Annotated in this window: 15 protein-coding genes; 10 read left to right on the plus strand and 5 right to left on the minus strand. The window is 73.8% G+C overall.

What is annotated here, in order from left to right; translation table 11 throughout:
• The first annotated feature begins 148 nt into the window (after window positions 1-148).
• Complete coding sequence (locus ACLQ2U_RS11605; RefSeq protein WP_425750596.1) at window positions 149-2,758, plus strand: AAA family ATPase; 2,610 nt, start codon at window positions 149-151, stop codon at window positions 2,756-2,758.
• Between the two features lie 45 nt (window positions 2,759-2,803).
• Here the strand turns inward: ACLQ2U_RS11605 and ACLQ2U_RS11610 are convergent, their stop codons facing one another.
• The 4 genes from ACLQ2U_RS11610 to ACLQ2U_RS11625 all read right to left on the minus strand — a co-directional run bounded on the left by ACLQ2U_RS11610 (window position 2,804) and on the right by ACLQ2U_RS11625 (window position 5,944).
• Window positions 2,804-3,391: a dienelactone hydrolase family protein gene (locus tag ACLQ2U_RS11610; protein ID WP_425750597.1), complete on the minus strand. Its 588-nt coding sequence runs from the start codon at window positions 3,389-3,391 to the stop codon at window positions 2,804-2,806.
• Window positions 3,392-3,438: 47 nt separating this feature from the next.
• Window positions 3,439-3,819: a hydroxyphenylacetyl-CoA thioesterase PaaI gene (paaI, locus tag ACLQ2U_RS11615; RefSeq protein WP_425750844.1), complete on the minus strand. Its 381-nt coding sequence runs from the start codon at window positions 3,817-3,819 to the stop codon at window positions 3,439-3,441.
• A gap of 49 nt (window positions 3,820-3,868) precedes the next feature.
• On the minus strand, window positions 3,869-5,176 hold the full coding sequence (gene paaK / locus ACLQ2U_RS11620) for a phenylacetate--CoA ligase PaaK (protein ID WP_425750598.1): 1,308 nt from the start codon (window positions 5,174-5,176) through the stop codon (window positions 3,869-3,871).
• 90 nt (window positions 5,177-5,266) lie between these two features.
• Window positions 5,267-5,944: an IclR family transcriptional regulator gene (locus ACLQ2U_RS11625; protein ID WP_425750599.1), complete on the minus strand. Its 678-nt coding sequence runs from the start codon at window positions 5,942-5,944 to the stop codon at window positions 5,267-5,269.
• A gap of 193 nt (window positions 5,945-6,137) precedes the next feature.
• Between ACLQ2U_RS11625 and ACLQ2U_RS11630 the strand changes: the two genes are divergently transcribed.
• The 9 genes from ACLQ2U_RS11630 to crcB all read left to right on the plus strand — a co-directional run bounded on the left by ACLQ2U_RS11630 (window position 6,138) and on the right by crcB (window position 14,853).
• Window positions 6,138-7,280, plus strand: coding sequence for an ABC transporter substrate-binding protein (locus tag ACLQ2U_RS11630; RefSeq protein WP_425750600.1), 1,143 nt, complete (start codon window positions 6,138-6,140; stop codon window positions 7,278-7,280).
• Between the two features lie 10 nt (window positions 7,281-7,290).
• Window positions 7,291-8,160 carry a branched-chain amino acid ABC transporter permease gene (locus ACLQ2U_RS11635; RefSeq protein ID WP_425750601.1) on the plus strand — a complete coding sequence of 290 codons (870 nt, stop codon included), beginning with the start codon at window positions 7,291-7,293 and terminating at the stop codon, window positions 8,158-8,160.
• Window positions 8,160-10,118: an ABC transporter permease subunit gene (locus ACLQ2U_RS11640; RefSeq protein WP_425750602.1), complete on the plus strand. Its 1,959-nt coding sequence runs from the start codon at window positions 8,160-8,162 to the stop codon at window positions 10,116-10,118. Before ACLQ2U_RS11635 ends, ACLQ2U_RS11640 begins: the two co-directional genes overlap by 1 nt.
• A complete protein-coding gene (locus ACLQ2U_RS11645; RefSeq protein WP_425750603.1) occupies window positions 10,118-10,846 on the plus strand; it encodes an ABC transporter ATP-binding protein in 729 nt (242 codons plus the stop codon). Before ACLQ2U_RS11640 ends, ACLQ2U_RS11645 begins: the two co-directional genes overlap by 1 nt.
• Before the next feature lie 25 nt (window positions 10,847-10,871).
• Window positions 10,872-11,840 carry an MBL fold metallo-hydrolase gene (locus ACLQ2U_RS11650; RefSeq protein WP_425750604.1) on the plus strand — a complete coding sequence of 323 codons (969 nt, stop codon included), beginning with the start codon at window positions 10,872-10,874 and terminating at the stop codon, window positions 11,838-11,840.
• A complete protein-coding gene (locus ACLQ2U_RS11655) occupies window positions 11,837-13,519 on the plus strand; it encodes an FAD-dependent monooxygenase (RefSeq protein WP_425750605.1) in 1,683 nt (560 codons plus the stop codon). Before ACLQ2U_RS11650 ends, ACLQ2U_RS11655 begins: the two co-directional genes overlap by 4 nt.
• Window positions 13,520-13,752: 233 nt before the next feature.
• Entirely contained in the window at window positions 13,753-13,881 is a 129-nt protein-coding gene (locus tag ACLQ2U_RS11660; protein WP_425750606.1) for a hypothetical protein, read from the plus strand.
• Between the two features lie 136 nt (window positions 13,882-14,017).
• Window positions 14,018-14,494, plus strand: a complete 477-nt coding sequence (locus ACLQ2U_RS11665; RefSeq protein WP_425750607.1) for a FluC/FEX family fluoride channel — start codon at window positions 14,018-14,020, stop codon at window positions 14,492-14,494.
• Window positions 14,491-14,853, plus strand: coding sequence for a fluoride efflux transporter CrcB (gene crcB, locus ACLQ2U_RS11670; RefSeq protein WP_425750608.1), 363 nt, complete (start codon window positions 14,491-14,493; stop codon window positions 14,851-14,853). Before ACLQ2U_RS11665 ends, crcB begins: the two co-directional genes overlap by 4 nt.
• Window positions 14,854-15,081: 228 nt before the next feature.
• Here the strand turns inward: crcB and ACLQ2U_RS11675 are convergent, their stop codons facing one another.
• Window positions 15,082-15,417 (minus strand): hypothetical protein, encoded by a 336-nt coding sequence (locus ACLQ2U_RS11675; RefSeq protein ID WP_425750609.1) that lies wholly within the window; start codon window positions 15,415-15,417, stop codon window positions 15,082-15,084.
• Window positions 15,418-15,454: the final 37 nt, after the last annotated feature.

The following is a 15,454-nucleotide window of genomic DNA, read 5'->3' on the forward strand; positions in this document are numbered from 1 at the left end:
TTGATCCCCCTGTGGTACTCCTCGCGTCAACATTGCGACTAAAGGTTGCGGCCGGCCGACATACGTCGTTCTGCAGATCCCCCGACGGCCCGGTGGTGACAGTCTCCGGAGATCGTCAGGCACCACTGCTGGGGGAAGGGTGGGTGCGATGTCACTGTCCATCGTCGGCACCGGTCACGAGGACGTCACCGGGGCGTCCTGGCCGGTGCCGGAGGAACGACGCACGCTCACCGTGCTCTTCGCCGACATCGTCGGCTCGACCGCGCTGACCGAACGGCTCGACCCGGAGGACGTCCGGGCCCTGCAGCACGCGTACTTCGACACCGTCGCCGGGGTGCTGCGCCGGTGGCAGGGCGTGGTGGAGAAGTACGTCGGTGACGCGGTGATGGCGCTGTTCGGCGCCCGTTCCTCAGACGGGCTGGACGCGTACCGGGCGGTGCGGGCCGGCCTGGAGATCCAGGCCGCGCTGGACCGGCGGGCGATGCCGGGGGGCGTCGCGCTGCGGGTCCGGGTCGGCGTCGCGACCGGCGAGGCGATCGTCGACCTGGCCGGCGCCCGCGACGGGGGTCACGGCGCGGCCAGCGGCGCGGTCACCACCACCGCCGCCCGTCTGCAGGAGTACGCCCCGGCCGGCGGCGTGGTCGTCTGCGGGGCCACCCACCGGGCCGTCGCCGGGCTGGTCGACCAGCACGAGCTCTCCGCCGCCGTGCTGGCCGGCAAGGCGTCGCCGGTCGACGTGTGGCGGGTGACCGGACCCGGCCGGCCGCGGCCGGTCCGGCACACCGGGCCGCTGATCGGCCGGCGACGGGAGCTCGCCACCGCGGCGGACCAGATCGCCCGGGCCGTCCGCGAGCACCGTCCACGGTGGGTGTCCCTGGTCGGCCCGGACGGCATCGGCCGCAGCCGGCTGCTGCACGAGCTGCGCCGCTCCCTGCGGCAGGTGGACGGGGTGCCGGTGCGCTGGTGCGTCGCACACTGCCCGCCGTACCCGGACGGGGTCCGCGCCCCGGTCGCCGACCTGGTCCGCGACCTGGCCGGGGTGCGGGAGACCGCGGCGGCGGCGGTCGTCCGCCGCCGGCTGGCCGCGCTGGCCGACGGTACGGTCCCCGCCGACCGGGCGGGGTCCACCGTCGACGCGCTGGAGGCGCTGCTGAACGCCCCTGACCGGTCCCTGGCGGCGGCCCGCGGGGCGGCGGCGCTCCGGCAGGTGCTGCTGGCGCTGGCGGCCCGGCAGCCGCTGGTGGTGGCCGTCGACGACGTGGACCGGGCCACGCCGGAACTGCGCCGCTTCCTGCACGCCCTGTTCACCGCCGCCACCGCCCGGGCGCTGCCGCTGGCGGTGCTCGCCACCCACCGGCTGAACCCGGTCGACCCGCTGCCCGGGCCCGGCGACCGGTGCCGCAGGGTGGCGCTGCCGCCGCTGGGCACAGTGGACGCCGGCCGGTTGCTGCGCGGCCTGCTCACCCGCGCCGGCCGGCCGGCGGCGCTGGCCGGCCGGCTGCTCCCCCTGGTCGCCGGCATACCGGGGTCCGCGGCCGCCTACGTCGCCGCCGTGGACGCGACCACGCCGGAGCCGGCGCTGCCGGAGGTGCTGCGCCGGGGCGCGGCCGCCCGGCTGGACCGGCTCGACGGCCGGCAGCGCGCGGTGCTGATGGCCGGCGCCACGCTCGGCGTCGGCTGCACCGGCCCGGCCGTCGACCGGCTGCTCGGCTGGGAGCCCGGCCGGGCGGCGGGGGTGCTGCGCCGGCTCGCCGGGGAGGGGCTGGTCCGGCGCGGCCGGCACGGCGGGTACGCGATCGTCGACCCGGCCCTGCGCCGGGTCGCCTACGAGCGGCTGCCCCGGGCGGTGCGCGCCGAGTTCGCCCGGCGCGCCGAGCGGTCGCGGCGCTCGGCGGGCACGACCTCCGCCGACCAACCGGCGTCGGGCACGACGGTGCCGCCACCCGGCGCGACAGTGCCGCCGCCCGGCGCGGCGGAGAGCGCGGGCCAGGTCGGCGCGGCGGCGCGGGTCGGCGGGCGGCACGCCACGGCGCTGCCGGATCCCGGACGGGGACACCAGCCACACCGCCCGCCGGTGCCGGCCGACCGGCCTGCCGCACCGGGGCATCTCGCGGTGCCGGCGGCGCGGGCCGCCCGCACCGGAACGGCCCGGCCGGGTACGACGGTCCGGAACGCCGAAGGCGACCGCGTCCGTCCGCACCTGGCGGTCCGGAGCGCCGCAGGCGAGCGGGTCGGGCCGGGCACGGCGGCCCGCACCGTCGCCGGAACGGACCAGGTCCGTCCCGGTGTGGCGGCCCGCACCGCCGCAACGGACCTGGTCCGTCCGGATGTGGCGGCCCGCACCGCCGGAACGGACCTGGTCCGTCCGGATGTGGCGGCCCGCGCCGCCGGAACCGGCGTGGGCTGTCCGCGCCTGTCGGCCTGCGGCACCGCGAGCGAACCAGGCCCACCGGGCCTGCCGGTCCCCGGCACCGCGGGCGGGCCGGTCGGTCCGAGCCGGCGTTCGGCGGCCACCCCGGCACCGCACCGTCCGGGGGCGGGCGCCACCGTGCCGGCGGACACCGCGGCCGGCCGCCGGCAATCGGCAGTCGGGCGGACCGCTCCGGGCACGGGAACCGTCATCGGGCTGTTGGCCACGCGGTCCACTGTGGTCGGATCCGCCGGGCGCGCTACCGGGGTGAGCGGGTCCGGGCGGGCGGGGCGCGGCTTACCGGACCGTCCGGTGTCCGGTGGCCCGCGGCTGCCGCGCGCCGCCTGACCGGGCCCGCCAGGCGCGGCGGCCGGCGGCGCGGGGAAGCGGGCTTCAGCCGACGGTGCGGCGGTCGGGCAGCGCGGCGAGGAACGCCAGCATCCGATCCCAGGTCAGGTCGGCGGCCGCCGCGTCGTGGTCCGGCACGTCCGGGTCGGTGAAGAGGTGCCCGGCGCCCAGGTAGCGGAAGACCTCCAGCCGGGCCCCCACCCCGGTCATCGCCCGCTGCCAGTCGTCGACCTCGTCCTGCGGCTCGTACTCGTCCGGGTCGGCCAGGTGCAGCTGCACCGGCAGCCCGGGACGGACGTCGGCCGGGTCAGCGCCGGTGCCGTGCAGCAGCAGCAGGGCCGCCGCGTCGGGCCGCTCGGCCAGCACCGCGCCGGCGACCCCGGCGCCCATCGACCAGCCGGCGAGCACCGTGTCGGGCGGCAGCGGGGCGACCGCGGCCTGGGCACGGCGCAGCACCTCGTCCTGCCCGACCTTCCCCAGTAGGGCGAAGCCCTCCTCGACGGTGTTCGTCGGCGGCTCGCCGTACAGGTCGGGGGTGGTCACCTGGTGCCCGGCCGCGCGGAGCCGGTCGGCGGCGGCCAGCACGGCGGGCCGGAGCCCGTAGACGGAATGGAAGAGCACGATGCGTCCCATCCGGCCATCGTGCCGCAGACCCCCGACAGGGCGGCGCAGCCGCGCGGTCAGCCCTCGTCGGCTCTGGTCAGGGTGCGGCTGCGGCCCCGGAACTCGGCGACCACCTCGTCGCCGCGGGAGACGGTGACGTCGTAGATGCCACTGCGGCCGTACCGGGTGCGCTCGGCGGCCCGGGCGGTCAGCAGGTCGCCCTCGCGGACCGGACGGAGGAAGCTGATCTCTCCGCCAGCGGCGACGGTCACCGGGCCGTGGCTGTTGCAGGCCAGCGCGAACGCCGTGTCGGCCAGCAGGAAGACGAAGCCGCCGTGGCCGATCGCGTGGCCGTTGAGCATCGCCGCGGTCACCCGCATCCGGGCCACCGCGGCGCCGTCGCCGGCCGAAACCAGCTCGATGCCGAGGCTCCGGGAGGCCACGTCCGCGTCGAACATGTCGTGCGCGGCCGTCCGTCCCGACGTCACGGTACCGTTGCGGTCCACCTCAACCCGCCCGTCGCTGGTCGACGATGCGCCGCATCTTGCCCATCGAGCGCTCCACCCCGTCCGGCTCGATCACCTCGACCCCGACGCTCACCCCGATGGTGTTCTTGACCAGTTCGACCAGGGCCGCGCCGGCCCGGGTGGCCGCCTCCGGCGCGACACCGGCCCGACGCTCCACCTTGACCATCAGGGTGTCCATCCGGCCCTGCCGGTCCAGCACGCACTGGAAGTGCGGAGAGAGCTGCGGGGTACGCAGGATGAGCTCCTCGATCTGGGTGGGGAAGACGTTCACCCCGCGGACGATCATCATGTCGTCGGCCCGCCCGGTGATCTTCTCGATCCGGCGCATCGGCCGGGCGGTGCCGGGCAGCAGGCGGGTGAGGTCGCGGGTGCGGTAGCGGACCACCGGCATCGCCTCCTTGGTCAACGAGGTGAGCACCAGCTCGCCCCGCTCACCGTCGGGCAGCACCTCCCCGGTCACCGGGTCGATGATCTCCGGGTAGAAGTGGTCCTCCCACAGGTGCAGCCCGTCCTTGGTCTCGACGCACTCGTTGGCCACGCCCGGGCCCATCACCTCGGAGAGGCCGTAGATGTCCACCGCGTGCATGTCGAGGCGGTGCTCCATCTCGCGGCGCATGTCCTCGGTCCACGGCTCCGCGCCGAAAATGCCGACCCGCAGCGAGGTGGCCTGCGGGTCGATCCCCTGCCGCTCCATCTCGTCGACGATGGCCAGCATGTAGCTGGGGGTGACCATGATGACCTCGGGCTCGAAGTCGCGGATCAGCATCACCTGCCGCTCGGTCATGCCACCGGAGACCGGGATGACCGTGCAGCCGAGCTCCTCGGCGCCGTAGTGGGCGCCCAGTCCGCCGGTGAACAGGCCGTAGCCGTACGCCACGTGCACGCGGTCGCCCGGGCGGCCGCCGGAGGCGCGGATCGACCGGGCCATCAGCCGGGCCCAGGTCTTCAGGTCGTCGCGGGTGTAGCCGACCACGGTGGGCCGGCCGGTGGTGCCCGAGGAGGCGTGCAGTCGGGCGATCCGCTCGCGGGGCACGGCGAACATGCCGAACGGGTAGTTCTCCCGCAGCTCGGCCTTGCCGGTGAACGGGAAGCGGGCCAGGTCGTCGAGGTCCCGGCAGTCGTCCGGGTGGACCCCGGCCGCGTCGAACGTCCGCCGGTAGTGCGGCACGTTGTCGTACGCGTGCCGCAACGACCAGCGCAGCCGGTCCCGTTGCAGCGCCCGCAGCTCGTCCACGGACGCGCGCTCGATCGGCTCCAACTCCTCCGGCCGTGGACTGCGGTCCTGCACAGCGCCCTCCTCAGATGTGTGAAACGGCGGCGTTCGGCCGTCGACGGCGAAATCGTAGTGACGTACCGTACGCCTGGGAGCCTTGATCCACTAGAGGCGTCCGGAGAGCCGGTCGGCGACGGTGGCCGCAGCGGCGATGACCCGCTGGCCCAGGTCGGCGGGGTCGCTCTCCGCACCCACATAGACCACCGCCATCGCGGCCATGACCTCGCCCCGGTTGTCGACCACCGGCGCGGCGACCGACCGCATCCCGGACAGCACCTCGCCATACGACGACGCCCATCCGCGGCCTCGCGCCGCGGTGACGTGCTCTGGTTCGCCCGGCTTGGGCGGCCGTCCGGCGAGCACGGCATGGCCGGGAGCCCCCAGATGGATCGCATGCCGCACGCCCGGTCGGTACGTGACGTGCACGTGGGAGCGCCGGGGCTCGACGCTGACCAGGGTGACCACCTCGTCACCCTCGGGCACGACCAGGAAGGCCGTCATGCCGACCTCGTCGGCCAGGGCGGACAGCGCGGGCAGCGCGGCGGACTGCAGGGCGGGGCGGACCGAGCGGGCCAGCGCCGACAGGCCGAGGCCCAGTTCGTACCGGCCGTCCTGCCGGCGGGTGACCAGCCGATGGTCTTCGAGGGTGCGGACCATGCGGTAGACGATGGAGCGATGTACGTCGATTGACTGGGTGAGCTCGGCGATCGACCGCGGGCCGTCGGCGGCGGCGAGCACCTCCAGGATGCGCAGGCCGCGGTCCAGCGTCTGGGAATGCGTCACCGGTGAGCAGGGCCCTTCTTCGGTCGGGCTCTTGTGTGCCCGGTCACACCATACTAGCGTCTCGATTCAATATCAGAGCAGGCCGTTCGATTATAGAACAGCCTGCGGGAGGTGGAGCCGGTGACCCGATCGGCGCCGAGACCAGAGGGAGCGTGTGATGGCCAGGACCCGCAGGGCCGGTGTCATAACAGCGGTGTTGGCGACTCTGCTGCTCGCGGGCGCCGGGTGCGCCGAGAAGGACGCCACGGGAGGCGGTGGCGACAGCAGCGGCCCGATCAGGATCGGCGCGGTGCTCGACATCACCGGCGCCGGCGCGAGCCTCGGCGTGCCCGAGCGCAAGACGCTGGAGCTGCTGACCAAGCAGGTCAACGAGGCCGGCGGGATCAGCGGCCGCAAGGTCGAGCTGATCGTCGAGGACAACCAGTCCACCGAGGACGGCGCCGCCAAGGCCATGAACGAGATGGTCAGCAAGAAGGTCGACATCGTCCTTGGCGCGAGCCGCACCGGACCGAGCCTGGCCATGCGGCCGGTGGCCGAGTCCAGCAAGACCCCGATGATCTCGCTCGCGGCCAACGTCAAGGTCGTCAAGGACGCGAAGTGGGTCTTCAAGACGGCCCAGAACGACGCTGTCGTGCTGCAGAACATCGTCGACCTCGCCAGGTCCAAGGGTTGGAAGACGATCGGCCTGCTGCGGGACGCGTCCGGGTACGGCGAGGGGGTGGTCGAGACCCTCACCGAACTCGGCAAGGCCGACGGGATCTCGGTGGTCAAGGTCGAGAAGTTCGCCCCCGACGCCAGCGACTTCACCGCCCAGATGATCAACATTCGCAACGCCAAGGCGGACATGAACCTCATCTGGGGCATCCCGCCGGCGGCCGGCCTCGCCCAGAAGGCCTACCGGCAGCTCAACATCACCGCTCCCGTCGTGCAGAGCCACGGCATCGGCAACCAGGTCTTCCTTGACACCGCCGGTGGCAGCGCAGACGGTCTGATGGCTCCCCTGGGCCGGCTCCTCGTCGCCGACCAGCTGCCTGACAGTGACCCGCAGAAGACCGTCCTGACCCGGTTCCTCGCGGACTACCAGAAGGCCTACAACGAGAAGCCGTCCACCTTCGCCGGCCACGCCTACGACGCCTTCCAGCTCGCCGCGGACGCCTTCAAGGCGGTCGGCACCGACAAGCAGAAGGTCCGCGACCACCTGGAGAAGGTCGACGGCTTCGCGGGCGTCAGCGGCGTCTACAAGATGACGCCGGAGGACCACTCGGGCTTGACCAAGCAGGCCCTGGTGCTGGTCACCGTCTCTGGCGGCAAGTGGCAGATCCTGCAGGACAAGTAGCCCTCCGACGATGAGCGACCTCCTCCAACTCCTCCTGGCCGGCGCCTCCACCGGCGCCATCTACGCCCTGATCGCCATGGGCTTCGTCGCGGTCTACACGGTCAGCGAGGTCATCAACCTGGCCCAGGGCGAACTCGTGGCTCTGGCGGGGCTGGTCGCGATCAGCGCGACGAGCAGCGGACTCCCGCTGCTCGTCGCCATCGGGCTGGCCGTCGTCACCGTCGTGATCGTGGCCGCGCTGATGCAGCGGCTGACGATCGCCCCGGTCAAGCGGATGACCACCCTGCTGTCGATCATCCTGACCCTGGGCGTCTCCACCGCGCTGAAGGCCACCATGCTGCTGATCTGGGGGCCCGAGGCGCGTGGTCTCACTCCCTTTCCCGGCAGCGACTTCACCGTCTTCGGCGTGGCGGTGCGGGCCCAGTACCTCTGGATCCTCGGCGTCACCGCGGTCGCCGCCGTCGGGGTGAGCTGGTTCTACGAGCGCACCCTCGCCGGCAAGGCGTTGCGGGCCTGCGCCGAGCAGGCCACCGCCGCCCGGCTGGTCGGCATCTCGATCTCCCGGGCCTCGCTGGTCTCCTTCGGCATCGCCGGGCTGCTGGCGTCGGTGGCCGGCGTGCTGGCCAGCCCGGTCTACTTCAGCGCCTGGGACTCCGGGCTCACCCTCGGGCTCAAGGGCTTCGTCGCCGCCACGCTCGGCGGCCTGACCTCGATCCGGGGCGCCATCGGCGGCGCCCTGCTGCTCGGGATCCTGGAGTCGCTCGTCGCTGGTTACGTCGACTCCGGTCTGCGCGACGCGGTCGCCTTCATCGTCCTGATCGTCGTCCTGGTGGTGCGCCCAGGCGGCATTCTCCGGCAGCGCGCCGTGGCCAGGGTGTGATGACGGTCAAGACAACGGCGTCGAACGGCACGGAGACGACAGCGCGAGGGTCCGCCGCCCGCACCGGACGGGGCCGGTGGGCCCGCTTCTCCCGCGGTGACCTCGCGGCCTTCGCCCTGCTGGCGTTGTTCCTCGCGGCCTTCCCACTGCTCGCCTCGGAGTCGATGGTGAACGTGGGGGTCTACGCGCTGATCTACGGACTCGCCGCGATCGGCCTGACCCTGCTCATGGGGCTGGCCGGGCAGGTGAGCCTCGGGCAGGCGGCGTTCTTCGCCATCGGCGCGTACGGACAGGCGGTACTGATCACCAAGTACCAGGTGCCGATGGTGCCCGCCGCGATCATCGCGGTCAGCCTCGCCATGGTCGCGGCACTGCTGGTGGGGCTGCCGCTGCTGCGACTGCGCGGCCACTACCTGGCGCTGGCCACCCTGGGCCTGGGGATCATCGTCACGGTCGCCGCCACGGAGTCGGAGTTCCTCGGCGCCACCTCCGGAATCTACGGCGTCGACAAGCCGACCTTCGGTGGACGCCGCTACGACAGCCCCGCGGAGTACTTCTGGCTGCTCGCCCCGGTGGTGTTCCTGGCGCTGCTGCTGGCCCGCAACATCGTCACCGGCCGGATCGGCCGCGCTCTCGGCGCGGTCAACGACTCCGAGATCGCCGCCGAGTGCCTGGGCGTCGACACGTTCCGCCTCCGCTTGCAGGTCTTCGTGCTCTCCGCCGGCTTCGCCGGCCTGGCTGGCGTCGCGTACGTGCACTGGATCGGGGTGGTCAACCCGAACGCCGCGAACTTCCCGCTCTCGGTGGAGTTCCTGCTGATGTCCGTGCTCGGCGGCCTGGGCAGCGTGTGGGGTGCGGTCATCGGCGCGTTCTCCGTCGAACTGCTCGACGAGGGGCTGCGCAGCCTCATCCCCACCCTCGTCCCCGGCGCGGTGGGCGAGGTACAGCTGATCGGCTTCGGTGTGGTGCTGACCGCGGTCATCCTGTTCGTACCCGGCGGCATCCACGAGGTGTGGCGGCGGCTGCTCGCCCGCCTCCGACGCCCGGCACCGGCCACTGGCGAACCGGCCGCGGCCGAGGCCGAGCCCGACGGCTCGCCCCTGCTCGCCAGGGAGGGCCGGCCCGTCGCTGGTGAACCGCTGCTGGAGGTCCGCGACCTGACCCGGCGCTTCGGCGGCGTGACCGCCGTGAGCGGTGTGTCGTTCGACGTGCGGGCTGGTGAGATCTTCGGGCTGATCGGCCCGAACGGGGCCGGGAAGACCACCTGCTTCAACATGATCAGCGGCGTCCTTGCGCCGTCTGCCGGCTCGGTACGACTGGGGAACACCCGCATCGACGGCCGGAAACCGCACGTCTTCGCCGAGGCCAGGGCGACGCGGACGTTCCAAAACCTGCAGATCTTCCGCTCCACGACAGTTCGCGGGAACGTCGCGGTGGGACGCCACCTGCGCAGCGGGGCGGGGATGCTGCGCGCCGCGCTCTCCTTCCCGGCCCGGGGTGAGGAACGACAGATCCATCGGTCCGTGAACGAGCTGCTGGCCCTCACCGGCCTGGCGGCCGACGCCGACCGGCTCGCCGCGGACCTGCCGTTCGGCCGGCAGCGGCAGCTGGAGATCGCGCGAGCCCTCGCTCTCGAACCCGATCTGCTGCTGCTGGACGAGCCGATGGCCGGGCTCTCCGGCGCGGAGCGGCGCGAGCTGGTACGGCTGCTGCGCCGGCTGCGGGCCGGCGGGATGGCGATCGTGCTCGTCGAGCATGACGTGGAAGCCGTCCTGGCCCTCGCCGACCGGGTGGCGGTGCTCGACGACGGGCACCTGATCGCGCTCGGGACACCGGACGAGGTCCGCCAGGACCCCGCGGTCCTGGCCGCCTACCTCGGGGTCGACGACGACGAGGACCTGACCCTGCCTGCGGCACAGACTGCGGACGGCAATCTGGCGAATGAGGACGATGCGTGATGTTGGACGTCTCCGGGCTGAGTGCGGGATACGACAAACTCCAGGTCCTGCACGAGGTCGACCTCACCGTCCCCGACGGCCAACTGCTCGCCGTCATCGGGGCCAACGGCGCGGGCAAGAGCACCCTGCTGCGGGCGCTGTCCGGGCTGCTGCGACCCACCGCTGGTCGGGTCATGCTGGCCGGGCGCGACCTGACCGGGCTGGCCGCCGAGGCGATCGCCGCGGCCGGGCTGGCCCACGTGCCGGAGAACCGCCTGGTCTTCCCGTCGCTGACCGTGTCGGACAATCTCGCCCTCGGCGGCTGGACCCGGCGCCGCAGCGGGACGGCGGCCGCCCGACGGGCACACGTGCTGGAGCTCTTCCCGCGACTGGCCACCCGGCTCGACCAGCCGGCCGGCACGCTCAGCGGCGGCGAGCAGCAGATGGTGGCGATCGGGCGGGGCCTGATGGCCGAACCGAAGGTGCTCGTCCTCGACGAGCCGAGCCTGGGTCTGGCGCCCCGCCTGGTGGCGGAGATCTTCGCCGCCCTCGCCCAACTGAAGACCGAACACGACCTCGCCATCGTGCTGGTGGAGCAGAACGTCCGGGCCGCGTTCCGGGTCGCCGACGAGGTCGTCGTGATGGACCGGGGACGGGTGGTGGCGACCGGCTCCCCGGACGCGCTCGTCGGCGACGACCGCGTCCGCAGTGCGTACCTCGGTGGGAACTACTCCACAGCGACGTCCTGACGTCGACCGACAGAAAGGAGAGGCCGTGACATCCGTGGCCAAGCCGTTTGCCTCGTCGGCGGACGTGCAGGAGAAGGCCGAGACCCTCGAGGTGCTCGCCGACGGCGTGTACGCCCTCACCGCCGAGGGTGACCCGAACGTGGGTGCGATCGAGGGCGAGGACTTCCTCATCGCGTTCGAGGCCCGCGCGACGCCCGTGATGGCCCGACGGTGGCTGGACAAGCTCCGCGAGCACACCGACAAGCCCGTCAGGTACCTGGTGCTTTCGCACTACCACGCGGTCCGGGTGCTCGGCGCGTCCGCGTTCGACGCCGACGTCATCGTCGCCCACGACCAGACCCGGCGGCTCATCGCCGAACGCGGCACGCAGGACTGGGAGTCGGAGCGGGGCCGGATGCCGCGGCTGTTCACCGGGGAGGAGAGCATCCCCGGGCTGACCTGGCCGGATCTCACCTTCTCCGACCGGCTCACCATCGACCTGGGTGGTGACCGTGGTGAGGTGGTGCTGCAGTACTGCGGTCGGGGACACACCGCCGGCGACATCGTGCTGTGGCTGCCCCGGCAGCGGGTGCTGTTCGCCGGCGACCTCGTCGAAGCGAAGGCCGCCCTCTACACCGGCGACGCGTTCCACACTGACTGGTCCACCGGCACTCTGGACCGGGTCCGCGAGTTCGGGGCGGAGGCGCTGGTCGGCGGGCGGGGCGCGGTGGCCCAGGGGCGGGCGGCCGTCGACGCCGCCATCGACCAGACCCGCGACTTCCTGCTGGTGATGCGGGAAAAGGTCGGCGAGGTGCACGCCGCCGGCGGCTCGCTGAGGGACGCCTTCCAGGCCACCCACACCGCCCTGGCCCCCCGGTACGGCAAGTGGCCGATCTTCGAGCACTGCCTGCCGTTCAACGTCCAGCGGTTGTGGGACGAACTCGACGGTGTCGACTGGCCGCACATCTGGACGGCCGAACGGGACCGCGACGTGTGGAACGAGTTACAGGGATGAGCCCGGACGGGGAACCCGACGCCGATCGGGTCGTCGTCATCGGGGCGGGACCGGTCGGCCAGACCGCCGCACTGCTGCTGGCCCGGTGGGGCGTACCCGTCACCGTGCTCGACGCGCGGCCCGGGCGGGACCCGGTCGGGTCGAAGGCGATCTGCCAGCAACGCGACGTGCTCGACGTGTGGGAAGCGGTGGGTGCCGGCCGGCTGATCGCCGACGAGGGCGTGACCTGGGAACGCGCCCGCACCTACTACCAGGACACGGAACTGTTCTGCCTGACGTTCGCCGACCGCGGCCGGTCGCCGTTCCCACCGTTCGTCAACGTCTCGCAGACCTACACCGAGCAGGTCCTCGACGAGCGGATCGCCGCGGCGCCCACGATCGACGTGCGCTGGGGGCACGAGGTCACCGCAATCAACCAGGACGCCGACGGCGTGACCGTGACCTGCCGTACCGACGGCGGTGAGCGGCAGCTGCGGGCGTCGTACCTGCTCGCCTGCGCCGGCGCCCGTGGTGACGCGGTCCGCCGTATGTTGGGCGTGACGTTCCGCGGCCGGTCCTTCGACGACCAGTTCCTGATCTGCGACATCCGCGCCGATCTCGGCGAGTGGGCCGACGAGCGGAGGTTCTACTTCGACCCGGCGTGGAACCCGGGTCGCCAGGTGCTCATCCACCCCTGCCCGGACTCGTCGTACCGGATCGACTGGCAGGTGCCGGCGGACTTCGACCTGGACCGGGAACGCCGCAGCGGCGCGCTCGACCGGCGGATCCGCCGGGTCGTCGGCGACCGGCCGTACGAGGTGGTGTGGTCGTCGGTCTACCGGTTCCACGCCCGGCTGGTCGACCGGATGCGTCTCGGGCGAGTGTTGCTGGCCGGCGACTGCGCACATCTGGTGGCACCGTTCGGCGCGCGAGGGCTCAACTCCGGCGTTCAGGACGCCGAGAACGCGGCCTGGAAGATCGCCTTCGTCCTGCGCGGCTGGGCCCCACGGGCGCTGCTGGAGTCGTACGGGACGGAGCGGATCGCGGCCGCGATGGAGAACCTCACGGTCACCAGCGCCACGATGGACTTCCTGGTTCCACAGGACGAGGCGGCACGGCGGCGACGGCAGGACGTCCTGCACGCGGCGCTCACCGATCCGACGGTCCGCGGCGAGGTCGACTCCGGCCGGCTGGCGGAGCCGTACTGGTACGTCGACTCCGCCCTGACCACCCCACACCCGGACCGGGCCTTTTCCGGCCGGCCACCCCGCGGCGAGGCACCCCCGGTAGTACCCGGGGTGCTGGTGCCGGACGCGCCGATCGCCATCGCCGGCGAATCCGGCGTGAGCCGGCTGCGCGAAATAGTCCGGGACGGCGTTCTCGTCCTCACCACCGGCGCGACCGCCATGCTGGACGCCGTGGTGGACCTGGCCCGGCCGGCACCGGTGCGGGTACTGGCGATACCGGACATCGACCCGACCGGCCTGCTCGCCGGGGCACTCGAGGCGCGCGCCGGGGAGGCGATGGTGATCAGGCCCGACGGCCACCTCGCCGCCGTCGTCGGGAACGACGACGTGGCGGCGGTGTCCGCCGCGGTACGTCGCACGCTCGGACTCACCCTCGCGCCGCAGGCAGTCGTGCCTCCCCGTGCGGGCGAGGAGTCGCTCGCCGGTCAGCGGCGCCCCACCACCCCCCTGTGACTCAGCGGCGAGTGTGCCCTGCTCGGCGGGCTGGCCGGCCGCCCGCTCCCGATCGGCTGGGCGCGGTGGCGGGCGGCCCCCGGCCCGATCCGTCAGACCGTCAGTAGGGTCCTGCCGACGACGGCGCGGTCCTCGATCGCCCGGTGGGCGTCGGCTGCCCGCTCCAGCGGGAACGTCTTGCCCGATCAGCGGCGCGATCCGGCCGGTCGCCGCGGCGTCGAGCGCGGCGACAAGTGCCGCCGGACGTCCTCTGGTCCGGGGCCAACCGGCGGGTGACGGCGGCCACGGTCGGCCGCCGGCTGGCCCGGCGGGAGCGGCCGGCGATCAGGCCGGAACGGGAACGGGCCGACGCGGTCGCCTGAGCCCGGGGATCGGCGGCCGGGAGGCCCGGAGCGGGGCCCGCGCCATGCTCCCCGACGCGGCGGGCCCGCCGTCCCGGCCCGGCAGCACCGCGCCGTCGGTCCCTGCCGGTGGCCCGCGTCCTGGTAGGAAGGACAGGTGACCGGACCCGCTCCGCGCCGCGTCGACCCCGACGTCGACCTGCGGGTACCCGCCGACCGGGCCGAACTCGGCGCGCACCCGGCGGCGGTGCTCGGCGCCATCGCGGCGGGCGGGGTGCTCGGCGCGCTGGCCCGGGCCGGCGTCCAGGCCGCCCTGCCGCACGCCCCGACCGGCTTCCCGTGGGCGACCTTCGGCATCAACGTGACCGGCTGCCTGTTGCTCGGCACGCTGATGGCCACCATCGCCCGGCGCCCGGCCGGCCCGCTGGTCCGGCCGTTCCTCGGCGTCGGGGTGCTGGGCGGGTTCACCACCTTCTCCGCGTATGTGGTGGACGTGCGGCTGGCCGTGGCGGCGGGGGCGGCGGGGACCGCGCTGGCATACCTGGCGGCCACCCTGGTGGTTGGGCTGGCGGCGGTCGCGGTCGGCGACGCCGTGGCCGGCCGGCTGCTGGGCCGCGCCGGAGGCGGCCGGTGACCGTACTGCTGATCGCGCTCGGCGCGGCGCTCGGCGCGCCGCTGCGCTACCTGACGGACCGGGCCGTGCAGGCCCGGCACGACTCGGTCCTGCCCTGGGGCACGCTGACCGTCAACGTCGCCGGCTCGCTGCTGCTCGGGGCGCTGGTCGCGGTCCCGGCCGGGACGGCCGTCACCGCCCTGGTCGGCACCGGCTTCTGCGGCGCGCTGACCACCTGGTCGACCTTCGGGTACGAGACGCTGCGGCTGGCCCGCGCCGGCGCCCGGCTGTCCGCGCTGGTCAACGTGCTGGTCAGCGTGGTCGCCGGGCTGGGCGCCGCGGCGCTCGGCTACGCGGTGGCCCGGGCGTTCACCGGCTGACCGCCCGACCGGCCGGGCCGCTTCTACCCGCGGCCGGCGCACCTGCGCCGGGCCCGGGGACGGCCCCGACCTGGCGCTGGTACGCCGGCTGCTCGACGACGGCTACCGCTGGTACGTCTCCAGCCATGCCGCACCGATGACCCTCGACGAGGCCCGCGCCGCCGCCCAGGGCTGAGCCGCAAGAGTGGGCCGCGCCGCCGGTCGGCCGTGCGAGCGGCGGCGGCCCGGTCAGCGGGCCCGGCGCTCCGGGTGGGCCCGGTTCCAGGCCCGCATCCGCTCCGGGTAGCCGGTCTTCGCCGCCTCGTAGAGCGGCACCCCGTGCCGGTTCGCCAGCTTCGCCGCCGCCTGCGGCGAACCGGTCCGGCGGCGGATCCACTCGCCGTCGTGGGCGATCGCCGCGACGGTGGTGTCGGTGGCGGTGGTCTCCGGTTCGAGGTAGAACTCCACGCCTATGTGGCTGGTCACGAACTCCTCCAGCGCGGCCAGGTCTTCCCGGGTGGCCTTCCGGTCGAGCTTCGTCGTGATCCCCTGGGCGGCCCGGGACCGCCGGCTGAACCAGCCCATCTGCCCGCTCCTCTCCTCGGCGTGCCCTCCCAGTTCA

Source organism: Micromonospora sp. DT47 (genome assembly GCF_049844475.1).
Taxonomy (GTDB): Bacteria; Actinomycetota; Actinomycetes; order Mycobacteriales; family Micromonosporaceae; genus Micromonospora.